Below are 16,213 nucleotides of genomic sequence, written 5' to 3'. Positions count from 1 at the left end.
GGTACACACACATCACGCATCTGACAGCTGATCAACCCGTCCTTCCCGTCCGAGCGATGACGCGAGGTCCGACCATGGGCACGAACGATCAGAAACGCAGCCTCCCGCACGGCCTCCGGCTCGTCGCCCTGGCCGGGGCCGCCGCGCTCACCCTCACCGCCGGTCTCGCGACCCCGCTCGACCCGGCTCCCCAGCAGGCCCGGGCGGCCGACGACGGCAAGAAGGTGCTGACCGTCGCCGTGGCGCAGAGCGTGGACTCGCTCAGCCCGTTCCTCGCGGTCCGGTTGCTCAGCACGAGCATTCACCGGCTCATGTACGAGTACCTGACCAACTACGACCCCAAGGACAACCACGCCATCCCGGGCCTGGCCACCAAGTGGGAGTCGTCGCCGGACAAGCTGACGTGGACGTACACGATCCGCGACAACTCCACGTGGTCGGACGGCGAGCAGGCCACCGCCGAGGACGCGGCGTGGACCTTCAACAAGATGATGACCGACACCGGCGCGGCCACGGCGAACGGCAGCTACGTCGGCAACTTCAGGAAGGTGACGGCCCCGAGCCCCACCGAGCTGGTCATCGAGCTGAAGAAGCCGCAGGCCACGATGGCCGCGCTGGACGTGCCGATCGTGCCGAAGCATGTCTGGGAGAAGGTCTCGGACTTCTCCGAGTTCAACAACGACAAGGACTTCCCCGTCGTGGGGAACGGGCCGTTCGTGCTGAGCGGCTACAAGGCCGACAGCTACGTACGGCTCAAGGCCAACAAGGACTTCTGGCGCGGGTCGCCGAAGTTCGACGAGCTGGTCTTCCGCTACTACAAGGACCAGGACGCGGCCGTGTCGGCGCTGCGCAAGGGCGAGGTGTCCTTCGTCGCCGGGTCGCCGTCCCTGACGCCCGCTCAGGCGGAGTCGTTGAAGGGCGCGGACGACATCCAGGTCAACGACGCTCCCGGCCGCCGCTTCTACGCCCTCGCCACCAACCCGGGCGCGAAGGCGAAGAACGGCGAGAAGTTCGGCGACGGCCACCCCTCCCTGCTGGACCAGCGGGTGCGCAACGCGCTGTTCCGGGCCGTCGACCGCGAGGCCATCATCGACAAGGTGTTCCGGGGCCACGCCGTCGAGGGCGAGGGCTACATCCCGCCCCGCTTCCAGGACTACTTCTGGAAGCCCTCCGCGGACCGGAAGCTGGCGTACGACCCGGCCGAGGCGGCCCGGCTGCTCGACCAGGCGGGGTACAAGAAGAACGGCGACGGCAAACGCGTCGGCAAGGACGGCAAGCCGATCACCTACCGCGTGCTGTGCCACGCCACCGACCCCAACGACAAGGCGGTCGGCAAGTACCTCCAGGAGTGGTGGGGCAAGCTCGGCATCGGCGTCCGGCTGAACTGCCTGGACAACGTGACCGACCCGTGGCTGGCCGGCAAGTACGACCTGGCGTTCGACGGCTGGTCGGTCAACCCCGACCCCGACTTCGTGCTGTCCATCCACACCTGCGGGGCGCTGCCGGCGACCCCCGAGGAGACGGGCGCGACGGACAACTTCATCTGCGACAAGAAGTACGACGAGCTCTACGCCCGGCAGCTCACCGAGTACGACCCCGCCAAACGGGCGGACATCGTCAAGCAGATGGAGTCGCGGCTGTACGACCTCGGGTACATGAACGTCATGGCGTATCCGAACGCGGTCGAGGCCTTCCGGACGGACCAGATCAAGTCGATCACCACCATGCCGGCGAAGGCGGGCAACATCTACGGCCAGGACGGCTACTGGAGCTGGTGGTCGGCGGTGCCCGCGGACTCCGGCGGGTCCTCCGACAACGCGTCGTCGACGGGGGTCGTGGTCGGGATCGTCGCGGGTGTGGTGATCCTCGGCGGGCTCGGCGCCTTCGCGGCGATGCGGCGGCGGGCCACCGCCGAGGAACGCGAGTAGGGCGGCGAGCGGGTACCGATGACCGCTGACGCGACCCCCGCGCTGGTCGAGGACAAGCAGCAGACGGCCCCCGGGCCGCGGGTACGCAAGAGCTCCGCGTACCCGCGGTATCTGGCGGGCAAGGTGGCCGGTGCCGCCGTCTCGCTGCTGGCCGTCCTCGTGACCAGCTTCTTCCTCTTCCGGCTGATCCCCGGCGACCCGGTGAAGACCATGACGGGCGGCCGTCAGGTGTCGGCGGAGCAGCTGGCCGCCTATCGCGAGGAGTTCGGGCTCGACCTGCCGCTGTGGCGGCAGTTCACGGACTACTGCGGCAAGGCGCTCACGGGCGACTTCGGGACGTCGTACCAGTTCCGGTCGCCCGTCGTCGACAAGATCACCGAGGCGCTGCCGAACACCCTGCTGCTCACCGGGACCGCCTTCGTCCTCTACACGGCGCTGGGCATCCTCCTCGGCACCCGGTCGGCATGGCGGCACGGCAGGCTGGGCGACCGTGTCAACACGGGCCTCGCGCTGACGCTGTACTCCATCCCGTCGTTCTGGCTGGGGCTGCTGCTGATCATCGTGCTGTCGGTGGGGATCGGGCCGCTGCCCGGCATGTTCCCGACCGGCGGCATGGAGTCGGGCGGCGAGGAGGGCTTCGCGTACGTCCTGGACGTGGCGCACCATCTGGTGCTGCCGGTGGTGACGCTGGTGGCCGTGGAGTACGGGCAGACGCTGCTGGTCACGCGGTCGGCGCTGCTGGACGAGATGGGCAGCGACTATCTGACGACCGCGCGGGCCAAGGGGCTGCGCGACGACCTCGTGCGCCGTCGGCACGCGGTGCCGAACGCGCTGCTGCCGACCGTGACACTGATCTTCATCAACCTCGGGCGGACGGTGGCGGGCGTGATCCTCGTGGAGACGGTGTTCTCCTGGCCCGGCCTCGGCGGGCTGTTCTACCAGGCGCTGAGCGTGCCCGATCTGCCGCTGGTGCAGGGGCTGTTCTTCGTGTTCGCCGCCGCGGTGATCCTGATGAACACCCTCGCCGACCTGGTCTATCCGCTGCTGGACCCCCGGGTGGCCCGATGACGACGACGACCGGGACGGCCCCCGGCCCGCGCGCCCTGGCCCGGCAGCGCCGCCGGGCGTCCGCCGCACGCTTCTGGCGGCAGTACCGCTCCGAACGGGCGGGGCTGTACGGCCTGACGGTGCTAGCGCTGTGCGCGCTGCTGGCGCTGTTCGCACCGCTGTTCGTCGGCTCCGACGTGAGCAGCGTGACCGACGCGCCGGGGCGTCCGATGCAGAGTCCGAGCGCCGAGTTCCCGCTCGGCACCGACCAGTTCGGGCGTGATCTGCTGGGCCTGGTGATCTGGGGCTCGCGGGTGTCGCTGCTGGTCGGGCTGCTCGCCGCCGTGCTGTCGGTGGCGATCGGCACCCTGATCGGGGTGACGGCGGGGCACTTCAAGGGCTGGTACGCGACGGTGATGATGCGGATCACCGACTGGTTCCTGGTCATGCCGACGCTGGTGCTCGCGATCGCCCTGGCGACCGTGATGTCCCGCTCGCTGACCACCACCGTCGTGGCGATCGGCGTCACGACCTGGCCGACCACGGCCCGGCTGGTGCGCGCCCAGACCCTCGCTGTGGAGACCCGGCCGTACATCGAGCGGGCGCGGGCGCTCGGCGGCGGCCACTGGCACATCATGTCCAGGCACGTGCTGCCGAACGTGATGCCGCTGGTCCTGGCCCAGACGACCCTGATCATCTCCTCGGCCATCCTCGCGGAGGCGACGCTCGCCTTCCTGGGCCTGGGCGACCCCACGGTCGTGTCATGGGGCGGACTGCTCCAGGACGCACGTGAGGCGGGCGCGGTCAGTGCCGGGGACTGGTGGTACCTGGTGCCGCCGGGCATCGCCATCGCCGTGGTGGCGCTGGCGTTCACGCTGTGCGGCCGGGCCGTGGAGGCCGTCCTCAACCCCAGGCTGGGGGTGTCGCGTTGAGTCTGCTCGACGTCAGGAACCTGACCGTGACGTACGCGGGCGGGTCGGCCGCCGTGCGCGGGGTGGACCTGCGCCTGGAGGCGGGCCAGAAGCTCGGCCTCGCCGGGGAGTCCGGCTGCGGCAAGTCCACGCTGGCGCTGGCCCTGCTGCGGCTGCTGCCGGCCGGGGCGCGGATCAGCGGGGAGGTGCTCCTCGACGGTGAGGACGTGCTGACCATGAAGTGGGGGCGGGTGCGGGCGGTCCGCTGGGCCGGGGCCTCCATCGTCTTCCAGGGCGCGATGCACTCTCTCAACGCGGTGCACCGCGTCGGCGACCAGATCGCCGAACCGATCCTGCTGCACCGGAAGGCCACCGCGGCCGGGGCGAAGAGGAAGACCGGGGAACTGCTGGAGCAGGTCGGGCTGCCGGCCGCCCGCGCCGACGCCTACCCGCACGAGCTGTCCGGAGGCCAGCGCCAGCGCGTCATGATCGCCATGGCCCTGGCCTGCGACCCGAGGCTCGTCGTCGCGGACGAGCCGACAACCGCGCTCGACGTGATGATCCAGGCCCAGATCCTCCGGCTCATCGAGCAGCTGGTCGCGGACCAGGACCTCGGCCTGATCATGATCAGCCACGACCTCGCCGTCCTCGCCGACACCTGCGACCGGCTCGCGGTGATGTACGCGGGCCGCGTGGTCGAGGAAGGCCCGGCCCGGCAGGTCTACGAGGACGCCCGGCACCCCTACGCCCGGGCGCTGTCGGCCGCGTTCCCGCGCATCGGCGACCCGGTGTCCCGGTTCGCCCCGCAGGGACTGGCGGGCGACCCGCCGGACCCGGCGGCACTGCCGTCGGGCTGCACGTTCCATCCGCGCTGCCCGGTGGCGCTGGAGTCGTGCCCCGAGGAGGACCCGGTGCTGCGGGCGGCGGGGCCGGAGCGGCGGGCCGCCTGTGTGCTGGTCGGGCTACCGGGAGCCGGAGCGGAAGCCGCCGAAGAGCGGGCGACGACCGAGCCCGCGGCTCCCGAAAACGGCCCGGCCGACGAACCGGAGGCCCTGGAGGAAGCGAGGCCCGGCACACCATGACCATCTCCCCCACGGCCCCCGAGGTCACCACGGCCCCTTTGCTCAGTGCCCAGGACCTCCACGTCACCTTCCCCGGCCGGCACGGCGGCCCCCGGGCCCGCGCGGTGGACGGCGTCGACCTCGACGTCCGCCGGGGCGAGATCGTCGCCCTGGTCGGCGAGTCCGGCTGCGGCAAGACGACCCTGGCCCGCAGCCTGCTCGGGCTGGTCGAGCCGACGGCGGGCCGGGTCACCTTCGACGGCCGCCCGCTGGACTACACCGGCCGGTCCCTCAAGGCCTACCGCAAACGCGTCCAGCTGGTCCTCCAGGACCCGAGCGGCTCGCTCAACCCCCGCCACACGGTGTACGACGCGGTCGCCGAGGGCCTGCGCATCCACGGCTACGGCGGCGACGAACGCACCGCGGTCGCCGAGGCCCTGTCCCGGGCCGGCCTGCGTCCGCCGGAGCGCTTCTTCCTGCGCTACCCGCACGAGCTGTCCGGCGGGCAGCGCCAGCGGGTCGTCATCGCCGGCGCGCTCGTCCTGGAACCCGAACTCCTCGTCGCCGACGAGCCGGTGGCGTCCCTCGACGCCTCGGTGCGCGGCGAGATCCTCGCCCTGCTGCTGCGCCTGCGCAGCGAACTGGGCCTGTCCGCGCTGGTGGTGACGCACGACCTGGGCCTGGCGTGGAACATCGCCGACCGGGTCGCCGTGATGTACCTGGGCCGGATCGTGGAGACGGGCGCGGTGGAACAGGTCCTCACCGCACCGCGGCACCCCTACACGCAGGCGCTGCTGTCGGTACTCCCGGAGGCTCCCGGCGCCCCGGTGGTCCTCACGGGCGAACCCCCGGACCCGACCCACGTCCCGCCGGGCTGCCGCTTCCACGCCCGCTGCCAGATCCTGGCCAGTGGAGAGGCGGACCGGGCGGGCGTGTCGGACGCGTGCAGGGGCCAGGACTTGCCGGTGCTGAGCGGGGGCGGGGAATCACAGGTCGCTTGCCACTGGGCAGCTTCGCGTGCGCCCCTCAGGGGCGCGGGGAACTGCGCGACAAGCCCCCACCCACCCGCAGACGGCCCACAGGCGAACTAGGCAGCCCCCTCGGCCGCCACCAACTCCCTGCACTTCTCAACGTCCTGCCCCATCTGAACCAGCAGCGCGTCCAGCGTGTCGAACTTCGCCTGCCCCCGCACGAACGCCAGGAAGTCGACCGCGACATGCAACCCGTACAGATCGAGCCCCACCCGGTCGATGGCATACGCCTCCACCGTGCGCTCGGTCCCCTCGAACTGCGGATTCGTCCCCACGGAGATCGCCGCCGGCATCGCCTCCCCCTGGGCGTGCAGCCAGCCGGCGTACACACCGTCGGCCGGGATGGCCGTGTGCGGCAGGGTCTCGACGTTGGCCGTCGGGAAGCCCAGTTCGCGCCCACGCTGGGCGCCCCGGACGACGACACCCTCGACCCGGTGCGGGCGGCCCAGGATCTCCGCCGCGCCCTGGACGTCGCCCTCGGCGACCAGCCGCCGGGTCAGCGTGGAGGAGAACGGCTCGCCTCCGCCCGCCGCACCCGTCACGTACAGGTCGACGACCTCGACCTCGAAGTCGTAGGTCTTGCCCTGCGTGGACAGGAACTCCACGTTCCCGGCGGCCTTGTGGCCGAAGCGGAAGTTGGGGCCCTCGACGACCGCCTTGGCGTGCAGCTTGTCGACGAGGACCTTGACGACGAAGTCGGCCGGGGACAGCTTCGAGAACTCGGTCGTGAAGGGGAGGATGAGCACCGCGTCCACGCCCAGGTCGGCCATGAGTTCGGCGCGGCGGTGGTGCGGGGCGAGCAGCGGCGGGTGACTGCCCGGGCGGACGACCTCGCTGGGGTGCGGGTCGAAGGTGACGACGACGGCGGGCACGCCCAGCTCCCGGGCGCGGTCCACGGCATGCCGGATGATCAGCTGGTGCCCGCGGTGCACTCCGTCGTAGGAGCCGATGGTGACGACGCTGCGCCCCCAGTCCTGGGGGATGTCCTCCAAGCCACGCCAGCGCTGCACTGTGCCTGCTCCTTGTCGAAAGCTCGTCGAAGCCGTGTCCGGTCGTTGTTTCGTGATTGCCTCGTGCGCAGGTCTAAGGGTGCCATGCCGGGTGTCTCCTGCCAGCATCGGCATGGGGGCTGTGACAGGGCGCACGACCCCGTACGCCGGGCGGGCACCCGGGAGGCCCGTCACGCGGGGACGCCCGCGCCCGCCAGGTTCTCGATCATCCGGTGGGAACTGGGCCCGACCAGCGCCGCCCACTCCACGGGCGCGTCGGTCAGCCAGGCGGCGGCGCGGGCGGCGAAGCCGGGCACGTGGCGGCCCAGGTCGACCAGGGCGCGGTCGAAGCGCGTGGCGCCCTCCGGGGTGCGTACGAGGAGCAGCCCGATGCGGTGGACGAGGTCGCGCAGGTCGTCACCGCCGTTGCGGGCGGCCGCGTTCAGCAGCGCGTCCAGGACGTCGGTGTCGTGCTCCCGGGCGAGGAGCGCGTCGCGCAGTTCGCGGCGCAGCGGGCGCGAGGCGGGGACGCCGGGCGGGCTGAGGACGCCGGCGAGGGCGCAGCGCAGCCGTACCGAGCCGTCCTCCAGCAGGCCGGTGACCAGCGGCAGGAGCACGGGCCGGGCGGCGGGGCCCCGGTCGAGCCGCTGGTCGGCGTAGGCGGCCGCCTGCCCGGCGAGTTCCGGCCGCTGCCGCGCCGCCCGGCACACCAGCGCGGCGACCCGCCGGGCCAGGCCGGGCGGGGTGGCGTCGGCCAGTGCCCGCAGGGCCTCCTCCGCGTCGGGCCGCTCCAGCCGGGCCGCGAAGGCCCCGAGCACCGGCTCGGGGTCGGTCAGCAGGGCTCCGGCCAGCGCGTCCGGTGAGAACCGCGGGTCACCCGCCGCGAAGTGCTCCAGCGCCCGGGGGAGGTAGCGGGCGCGGGTGTGGGGGTCCTGGACGAGGAGGGCGAGGGCGCCGCCGTGCAGGGCGCGGTCGGTGGGGCGGGCGAGCAGGGTGAGGGCCGTGTAGCGCAGGAGGGCGCGGTCGCCTCCGGTGCTCACGTGCGGCGCGACGCGCAGTCCGTGCGCCACCGCCGCGCTGCGCCGGGCGGACCGCTCGTCGCGCGCCCACCGGTCGACGGCCTGGCACACCGCTGACGGTTCCTCCTCGGTCAGGACGGCGAGCAGTTCGTCGGCCCTCGGGTGGGCGCTGTCGACGAGGACGTCCGCCAGCTCGTCCAGGGCGCCGTGGCGGTGGGTGTGCAGCAGTGCCTGGGCGGCGGTGGCGACGGTCGCGTGCGGGGTGGCGGGCAGCGGTTGCTCGTCGTCGAACCAGCGGGCCAGCTGCGGTTGCACGGCGGTGGGGTCGGCGGCGAGGAGTGCGGCGACGGCGTCCAGGAAGCGGGGCCCGGCCTCGCACGGCGGCCCGTCGGCGTGGACCAGCCGCCGCAGCAGGGCGCAGCGCGTCTCCTCGGGCAGTCGCAGGCCGGTCCAGAAGGCGGGTCCGAGCTCCTCCGGCACCGGCCGCTCCTGGCGCCGCCAGGCCACGATCCGGTCGGCGAGCAGCCGCAGCACCTCCGCGTAGGGCGCCGCGTCGGGCAGGGCCGACAGCGTCCCGGCGAGCAGCCGGGCAGCCCACCAGGAGGAGGGATCGGCGTCCAGGGCGTGCACCAGGTCGGCCAGGCGGGAGGCGGGTTGGCCGGCGCCGTGCTGGCGGGCGAGGCAGAGCAGGGCCTGGACGACCGGTCCGATGCGGTGGTGCGGCACGGGGTCGGACTGCGCCTCCTCGCCGCGGTGGACGAGGGCCTGCAGGGCCTCGTCGAGGTCGAGGTGCGTGCCCTGGAGCCAGTCGGCGAGCCCCTCGTGCGCGAAGCGGTAGCCGGCGCCGGCGGGCACGAGCAGGCCCTCGGCCAGCACGGCCGACGCCCAGCCCGAGCAGCCGCCGAGCCGCTCCGGGGCGGGCCCCCACGGGAACACCTCCCCGAACGCCTCCCGGTCGAGGTCCCCCGACCCCGGGCCGAGGCTGCGCCGGGCGGCCTCGTGCACCTGCCCGGCCACCTTGGCGGCCAGCCGGCGTACGGCCGTGCCGTGCAGGCCGTTGCCGGTGGCCAGCCGGGTGGCGATGCGCAGGGACATCAGGTCCAGGTAGGCCGTGAAGACGTCGTGCCGGTCGATCGCGGCCCCTTCCGGGGGTGCGGAGACGGTCCCGAGGACCTCGGCGAGGAGACCGAGGGCGAGGGGATGCCGCGCGTCGGCCGGGACGAGGGCGTGATCGGGGATGCCGTGGCTCCGGCGCGCCCGACCGGCCTCGTCCTCGGTGAGGTCGCCGAGCCGCACGCACGGCCCCGCGGGGAAGGACGCGGTCTCCCAGTACTCCGCCCGGCACGCCACCACCAGCCGCGTTCCCGTGTCCCGCAGCCACCGCGCGGTCCCGTCCGTCCAGTCGGTCAGCCGCCGGGCCAGGCCCGGTGGCATCTCCTCGGGGCCGTCGAGGAGGAGCAGCAGCGGGCGGCCCAGAGAGCGGGTGAGGTGGGCGAGGCGATCGGGCGTGATGTCGCCGGGACCGGAGCATGCGGAGGCGGCCAACACGGCGGGGGCGGCACGCTCCAGCGCCCGGCGGGCCGCGTCCGCCACCGACGTGTCGCCGTCCCACAGGTCGCAGCCGCGCAACCACAGCGTGGGCCACGCGGCTCGCCGGCGCCGCGCGGCGAGCGCCGCGAGTTCCGTCGTCCGGCCGCTGCCCGGTGCTCCGACCAGGCCGAGCACGGCCGCCGGGCCGTCCACGAACGCGGTGAACTCGGCTGCCACGGCCGCCCGTTCGACCGGTGGCGGGACACCGGGGCCGTCGGGCGGGCCCTCCAGCGCCATCGCGGCGCCGGTCAGCTCCAGCACCCCGGCCAGGTTGAGGTCCGCGCCGTACGCGGGGACCGTCGCCGCGTTCTCGGCGAGCAGCTCGCCCAGCGGCCCCGCCGCTCCGGGGATCCGGGCCCGCAGCGGCACGGCGAACCCGACGTCGCGGTGGTCGGAGCTGAGCGCGGTGCCGAGGACCGCGACGACGGCTCCGGTCCCGGCGTCGAGCACCGGGCCGCCGGCCGCTCCGCCACCGAGCCGCAGCGCGTCCCGCCCCGCCGTGCCGACCGCCAGCTCCAGCACGCCGTCGAGGCGGTGACAGCGGTCCGTGGCCGCGTACGTCACGGTGGCCGGGCCCAGCACCCGCGCCTCGCGCCAGCCTCCGGCGGCGATCCGGACGTAGGCGCCGGTCCCGGTCCCCTCCCGCACGGTGACGGGCAGCGCAGGCACGCCGAGCCCCTCGGTCCGGACGAGCGCCAGGTCCAGCGCGGGCAGTGGGGTGACCGCGTCGGCGGACACCACCCGGCGGCGGTCCCCGGCGCCGTGCAGGACGAGCCTGGGCAGGCCGTCGACGGCCTCGTGGCTGGTGATCAGCGTGCCGTGGTGGTCGGCCAGGAAGCCGGTGCCGCGGGGGCGGCCGGCCAGGTCGTGGATCCGCACGAGGGCGTCCGCGGGGGCCGCCCCGTCCTCGATTCCCGCTGTCCCGGGGCGGTCCGGCAAGCCGTTTGGGCTGTCGTCCGTCTCCCGGGACCCGTTCCGCGACGCCATCGTCGAGCCTCCCCGCCGTACACCCGTGCCCTTGTGTTCGACGGTAGGGGCGGGATGATCAGCGGGACAGATCGCTCCGCGAAAGCGCCCCCTTCCGCTCCCCCGGTTCACTCCGAGCGCCCGCTCGGACGGGTGAAGGAGCGGGGGCGGCTGGATACACCCTAGGGGTGGGGGAACCGAGGGGGGACCGTGGAGCGGCGGCAGTGGAGGTACCCCGTGGCCGCCGCTCCACGGGCGGACACCCGGCCCCCCGTTCCCTCCGTCAGGCGAAGACGGCCAGGCTCTTGGCCTTGCCCCGCTGCTCCTCGACGAGCGCGAGGAAGCGGCCCTCGGGGTCGAAGACGGCGACGGGCCCGGCGCCCGCGTACGTCTCGGGCATCTCCAGCCGTACGCCGTTGGTGAGCAGCTTGGCCCGCCGGACGTCGACGTCCCAGCGGGGGAACGCGGCCGTGGCGGCCTCGGCGACGGGCATCACGGTCAGCTCCTGCTGGAACTGGTCGAGCGTGCGGGCCGCGTCCAGCTTGTAGGGGCCGACGCGGGTGCGGCGCAGGGCGGTGAGGTGACCGCCCACACCCAGGCCGGCGCCCAGGTCACGGGCGAGAGCCCGGATGTAGGTGCCGGAGGAGCAGACGACCGAGACGACCAGGTCGAGTACGGCCGTGCCGTCCTCCGCGACGGCGTCCCGGACGTCGTACACGCCGAAGGAGGAGACCGTGACGGGCCGGGCCGGGATCTCGAACTCCTCGCCCTCGCGCGCTCGCTTGTAGGACCGCACGCCCTTGATCTTGATGGCGCTGACCTTGGACGGCACCTGCATGATGTCGCCGGTGAGCTCGGCGATGCCGGCGTCGATCGCCTCGCGGGTGACCTTGGAGGCGTCCGTGGAGGAGGTGATCTCCCCCTCGGCGTCGTCGGTGAGGGTGTTCTGCCCGAGCCGGATGGTGCCCAGGTACTCCTTCTCGGTCAGCGCGAGGTGGCCGAGGAGCTTGGTGGCCCTCTCGACGCCGAGGACGAGGACGCCCGTCGCCATCGGGTCGAGGGTGCCGGCGTGCCCGACGCGTCGCGTCCTGGCGATGCCGCGCATCTTGGCGACGACGTCGTGCGAAGTGAAGCCCGACGGCTTGTCGACGATGACAAGGCCGTCGGGCGTGGTGTGCTTCTGGGTCATTCGGCGCTGTCGTCCGTCTCGTCGTCCTCTTCGGGCTTGCGGTACGGGTCGGCCTCGCCGGCGTACGTGGCGCCCGCGGACGCCTCGCGCACCTTCTCGTCGGACTGGCGCGCCTTGTCGAGGAGGTCCTCGATGGTGCGGGCGTTGTCCGGGAGGGCGTCCATGACGAAGGCCAGGGTCGGCGTGAACTTCACACCGGCGGCCCGGCCCACCTCGGAGCGCAGGATGCCCTTGGCGCTCTCCAGGCCGGCGGCGGCCGCCGCGCGCTCCTCGTCGTCCCCGTACACCGTGTAGAAGACGGTCGCCTCCCTGAGGTCACCCGTGACCCGGGTGTCCGTGATGGTGACGTGCGAGCCGAGCCGCGGGTCCTTGATCCCGCGCTGCAGCTTCTGGGCCACCACCTCTCGGATGAGGTCCGCCAGCCTCTTAGCCCGCGCGTTGTCGGCCACTGGTCCGTCTCCTTAAGTGCTTACTCGTTGCTTCAGTCTTCGTCGCTGTGGAGCCTGCGTCGAACCGAGAGCAGTTCGATCTCGGGCCGCCCTGCGACGAGCCGCTCACAGCGGTCCAGTACGTCGGTGAGGTGTCCCGGCTCCCCCGAGACCACCGCGAGCCCGATCTCGGCCCTGCGATGGAGGTCCTGGTTCCCCGTCTCCGCCGCACTCACCCCGTACTTGCGCTGGAGTTCGGCCACGATCGGGCGGACGAGAGAGCGTTTTTCCTTGAGCGAGTGGACGTCGCCGAGGAGCAGATCGAAGGACAGAGTCCCCACGTACATAGGTGTATCCGGATGTCCCGCCGGTTCGGGATACGGGCGCCACGCATCGACGCGAATACGGGAACCGTACACGCAACGGCCGGGGCCGATCGACGGAATAAGTCCCGTCGATCGGCCCCGATCGTGGCTCAGGTCAGACGCGCGGCTTCTCGCGCATCTCGTACGTCGCGATGACGTCGTCGACCTTGATGTCGTTGAAGTTGCCGAGGTTGATACCGCCCTCGAACCCTTCGCGGATCTCGGTGACGTCGTCCTTGAAGCGACGCAGACCCTCGATGTTGAGGCTCTCCGCGATGACCTTGCCGTCGCGGATGAGGCGCGCCTTGGTGTTGCGCTTGACCTCGCCGGAGCGGATGAGAACACCCGCGATGTTGCCCAGCTTGGACGACTTGAAGACCTCGCGGATCTCCGCCGTACCGAGCTCGACCTCTTCGTACTCCGGCTTGAGCATGCCCTTGAGGGCCGCCTCGATCTCCTCGATCGCCTGGTAGATGACCGAGTAGTACCGGACGTCGACACCCTCGCGCTCGGCCATCTGCTGCGCACGCCCGGCGGCGCGCACGTTGAAGCCGATGACGATGGCGTCGGAGCCCATGGCCAGGTCGATGTCGGACTCCGTGACCGCACCGACACCACGGTGCAGGACGCGGATGTCGACCTCTTCGCCGACGTCCAGCTGGAGCAGCGAGGACTCGAGCGCCTCGACGGATCCGGAAGCGTCACCCTTGATGATCAGGTTCAGCTGCTGGACCTCGCCGGCCTTCAGCACCTTGTCCAGGTCCTCCAGCGACACGCGGCGCGTGCGCTTGGCGAACGCGGCGTTGCGCTCACGGGCGGCGCGCTTCTCGGCGATCTGACGGGCCGTACGGTCCTCGTCGACCACCAGGAAGTTGTCGCCCGCACCCGGGACGTTGGTCAGGCCGAGGACCTGAACCGGCGTCGACGGGCCGGCCTCGGCAACGCTGTTGCCGTTGTCGTCGTGCATCGCCCGGACTCGGCCGTACGCGTCGCCGACCACCATGGTGTCGCCGACCCGCAGGGTGCCGCGCTGGACGAGGACCGTCGACACGGCACCACGGCCGCGGTCGAGGCGGGACTCGATCGAGATGCCCTGCGCGTCCTGGTTCGGGTTGGCCCGCAGGTCGAGCGAGGCGTCCGCGGTGAGGACCACGGCCTCCAGCAGGGAGTCGATGTGCAGACCCTGCTTGGCGGAGATGTCGACGAACATGGTGTCGCCGCCGTACTCCTCGGCCACCAGGCCGTACTCGGTCAGCTGACCGCGCACCTTGGTCGGGTCGGCGCCCTCGACGTCGATCTTGTTGACCGCGACGACGATCGGGACCTCGGCGGCCTTGGCGTGGTTGAGCGCCTCGACCGTCTGCGGCATGACGCCGTCGTTGGCCGCGACGACGAGGATCGCGATGTCCGTCGACCGGGCACCACGGGCACGCATGGCGGTGAACGCCTCGTGACCCGGGGTGTCGATGAAGGTGATCTTGCGCTCTTCGTCGTTGACCTCGGTCGCGACCTGGTAGGCACCGATGTGCTGGGTGATGCCGCCGGCCTCGCCCGCGATGACGTTCGTCTTGCGGATGGCGTCGAGGAGCCGGGTCTTACCGTGGTCGACGTGACCCATGACGGTGACGACGGGCGGGCGGACCATCAGGTCCTCCTCGTCGCCCTCGTCCTCGCCGAACTCGATGTCGAAGGACTCGAGGAGCTCGCGGTCCTCCTCCTCCGGGCTGACGATCTGAACCGTGTAGTTCATCTCGTCGGCGAGGAGCTGCAGCGTCTCGTCGGAGACGGACTGCGTGGCCGTGACCATCTCGCCGAGGTTCATCATGACCGCGACGAGCGACGCCGGGTTGGCGTTGATCTTCTCCGCGAAGTCGGTGAGCGAGGCACCGCGCGACAGGCGAACGGTCTCGCCGTTGCCGCGAGGCAGCATCACACCGCCGACCGACGGGGCCTGCATGGCCTCGTACTCCTGGCGCCTCTGCCGCTTCGACTTGCGACCGCGACGCGCGGGACCGCCGGGACGGCCGAAGGCACCCTGCGTGCCACCACGGCCACCGGGACCGCCGGGACGGCCACCGAAGCCGGGACGGCCGCCGCCGCCGGGACCACCGGGACGGCCGGCGAAACCGCCGCCACCGCCACCGGGACCACCGGGACGACCGGCGAAACCGCCACCGCCGCCACCGGGACGACCGGCGAAGCCGCCGCCACCCGGGCGACCGCCGCCGCCACCGGGACGACCGCCGCCGCCGGGACCGCGGCCGCCGGGGCCACCGCCGCCGGGACGCGGGCCGGCAGCAGGACGCTGCGGCATCATGCCGGGGTTGGGACGCGGGCCGCCGGGGCCGCCGCCGGGACGGGGGCCGCCCTGCGGGCGGGGCATGCCGCCCGGGGTCGGACGCGCGCCGCCCGGAGCCTGCGGACGAGGACCGCCGCCGGCACCCTGCGGACGGGGACCGCCCTGGCCCTGGCCCTGCGGACGCGGGGCACCGCCGGGGGCACCGGGGCCGCCCGGACGCGGGGCACCGCCCGGACGGGGCGCCTGCGGGCGCGCCATGCCGGTGGAGCCACCAGAGGTGAACGGGTTGTTGCCCGGACGGGGACCCGCCGGACGGGCACCGGGACGCGGGGCGCCGCCACCCGGACGCGGAGCGCCGGGACGGTCGCCACGGTCACCACGGCCCTGGCCGCCCTGACCGCCCTGGCGCGGAGCACCCGGACGCGGCGACTGGCCGGCCGGACGCGGGGCGCCCGGACGCGGGCCGGAGCCCTGGGACGCGGCCGGGGCGGCAGGCGTCGACGGGGGCGCCGTGAACTCGGGCGCGGACGGAGCCGGGGACGCCGGGGCGGGCCGCGGCGCGGGCTTCGGGCCCGGGGTGGGACGGGGGCCGGGAGCGGCCGGCGCGGCCGGAGCCGCGGGCTTCTCCGCGGCGGCCGGCTTGGGGGCCGGCGGGCGCGGGGCGGCCGGACGGGCAGCCTGCGAGGGAGAGGGGGCGCCCGGCTTCGCCGGGGCAGCCTTGCGGGCAGGGGCGGGCTTGCCGCCTCCGCTGCCCTGCTGGAGGGCGTCCGTCAGCTTGCGTACAACAGGCGCTTCGATCGTCGAAGACGCCGAACGGACGAATTCACCGAGTTCCTGGAGCTTGGCCATGACGACCTTGCTCTCGACGCCGAACTCCTTGGCGAGTTCGTAGACCCGGACCTTAGCCACTTCGCTCCTTTGAGGTCCGGGTTGCGTCCGGACCGTCGCTAGTTCATGGGCGTACTCATCGCGTACTCATCGAGTGCTCATCGCAATCTCGACCTGCTTTCGACTCGCGAGGTACCTAGCCGCACGGGGTTCCGTACGGCACGTCTTACCGTGTTGCCTGCTCGGCAACTGTCGTCTGCTCGACGTACTGGCGCAACGCCTTTGTGTCGAGCGGTCCCGGGACGCGCAGTGCCCTCGGGAACGCCCGTCGGCGTACCGCCTGGTCGAGACAGACCGGTGCGGGGTGTACGTACGCACCCCGGCCGGGCAGCGTACCGCTTGGATCAGGGACGCATGCGTCCTTGATCGTCACGATCCGCAACAGTTCGGCCTTGACCGCTCGCTCCCGACACCCCACACAGGTGCGTTCAGGGCATGCGCGGGCGCGCGTCCGGCCAGACACCTTAAGTCTACCTCCCCGTGCGCGCCTCACCCCTTTGGG

The 16,213-nt window shown here is 72.9% G+C and carries 12 protein-coding genes; 5 read left to right on the top strand and 7 right to left on the bottom strand.

Translation table 11 applies throughout. The annotated features are described in order from the left end of the window. The first annotated feature begins 74 nt into the window (after window positions 1–74). Genes IGS69_RS25655 through IGS69_RS25635 form a run of 5 tightly spaced genes read left to right on the top strand, consistent with a single transcriptional unit; the run spans window position 75 to window position 6,038 of the window. Complete coding sequence (locus IGS69_RS25655) at window positions 75–1,928, top strand: ABC transporter substrate-binding protein (protein ID WP_190902849.1); 1,854 nt, start codon at window positions 75–77, stop codon at window positions 1,926–1,928. Between the two features lie 18 nt (window positions 1,929–1,946). Then, window positions 1,947–2,996 carry an ABC transporter permease gene (locus tag IGS69_RS25650; protein WP_190902848.1) on the top strand — a complete coding sequence of 350 codons (1,050 nt, stop codon included), beginning with the start codon at window positions 1,947–1,949 and terminating at the stop codon, window positions 2,994–2,996. Beyond that, window positions 2,993–3,907: an ABC transporter permease gene (locus tag IGS69_RS25645; RefSeq protein ID WP_190902847.1), complete on the top strand. Its 915-nt coding sequence runs from the start codon at window positions 2,993–2,995 to the stop codon at window positions 3,905–3,907. Before IGS69_RS25650 ends, IGS69_RS25645 begins: the two co-directional genes overlap by 4 nt. After that, on the top strand, window positions 3,904–4,968 hold the full coding sequence (locus IGS69_RS25640; RefSeq protein ID WP_190902846.1) for an ABC transporter ATP-binding protein: 1,065 nt from the start codon (window positions 3,904–3,906) through the stop codon (window positions 4,966–4,968). Before IGS69_RS25645 ends, IGS69_RS25640 begins: the two co-directional genes overlap by 4 nt. Then, window positions 4,965–6,038: an ABC transporter ATP-binding protein gene (locus IGS69_RS25635; protein WP_190902845.1), complete on the top strand. Its 1,074-nt coding sequence runs from the start codon at window positions 4,965–4,967 to the stop codon at window positions 6,036–6,038. Before IGS69_RS25640 ends, IGS69_RS25635 begins: the two co-directional genes overlap by 4 nt. On the opposite strand, the gene IGS69_RS25630 is transcribed toward IGS69_RS25635, so the two are convergent. The 7 genes from IGS69_RS25630 to IGS69_RS25600 all read right to left on the bottom strand — a co-directional run bounded on the left by IGS69_RS25630 (window position 6,035) and on the right by IGS69_RS25600 (window position 16,174). Continuing rightward, window positions 6,035–6,988, bottom strand: coding sequence for a bifunctional riboflavin kinase/FAD synthetase (locus IGS69_RS25630; RefSeq protein ID WP_190902844.1), 954 nt, complete (start codon window positions 6,986–6,988; stop codon window positions 6,035–6,037). The two genes, IGS69_RS25635 and IGS69_RS25630, sit on opposite strands and share 4 nt — an antisense overlap. A gap of 170 nt (window positions 6,989–7,158) precedes the next feature. Further along, window positions 7,159–10,563 (bottom strand): trypsin-like peptidase domain-containing protein, encoded by a 3,405-nt coding sequence (locus tag IGS69_RS25625; RefSeq protein WP_190902843.1) that lies wholly within the window; start codon window positions 10,561–10,563, stop codon window positions 7,159–7,161. Between the two features lie 262 nt (window positions 10,564–10,825). After that, complete coding sequence (gene truB, locus IGS69_RS25620; RefSeq protein ID WP_190902842.1) at window positions 10,826–11,731, bottom strand: tRNA pseudouridine(55) synthase TruB; 906 nt, start codon at window positions 11,729–11,731, stop codon at window positions 10,826–10,828. Beyond that, window positions 11,728–12,180, bottom strand: coding sequence for a 30S ribosome-binding factor RbfA (gene rbfA, locus IGS69_RS25615; RefSeq protein WP_190902841.1), 453 nt, complete (start codon window positions 12,178–12,180; stop codon window positions 11,728–11,730). Before rbfA ends, truB begins: the two co-directional genes overlap by 4 nt. 32 nt (window positions 12,181–12,212) lie before the next feature. Next, a complete protein-coding gene (locus IGS69_RS25610; RefSeq protein WP_190902840.1) occupies window positions 12,213–12,506 on the bottom strand; it encodes a DUF503 domain-containing protein in 294 nt (97 codons plus the stop codon). A 133-nt stretch (window positions 12,507–12,639) separates the two neighbouring features. Beyond that, window positions 12,640–15,732 carry a translation initiation factor IF-2 gene (gene infB / locus IGS69_RS25605; protein WP_190902839.1) on the bottom strand — a complete coding sequence of 1,031 codons (3,093 nt, stop codon included), beginning with the start codon at window positions 15,730–15,732 and terminating at the stop codon, window positions 12,640–12,642. A gap of 145 nt (window positions 15,733–15,877) precedes the next feature. Next, window positions 15,878–16,174 (bottom strand): YlxR family protein, encoded by a 297-nt coding sequence (locus IGS69_RS25600; RefSeq protein ID WP_190902838.1) that lies wholly within the window; start codon window positions 16,172–16,174, stop codon window positions 15,878–15,880. Between the last annotated feature and the right edge of the window lie 39 nt (window positions 16,175–16,213).

The sequence above is a fragment of the Streptomyces tuirus genome (genome assembly GCF_014701095.1).
GTDB lineage: Bacteria > Actinomycetota > Actinomycetes > Streptomycetales > Streptomycetaceae > Streptomyces > Streptomyces tuirus.
This window is presented reverse-complemented; position numbering and strand designations above follow the sequence as displayed.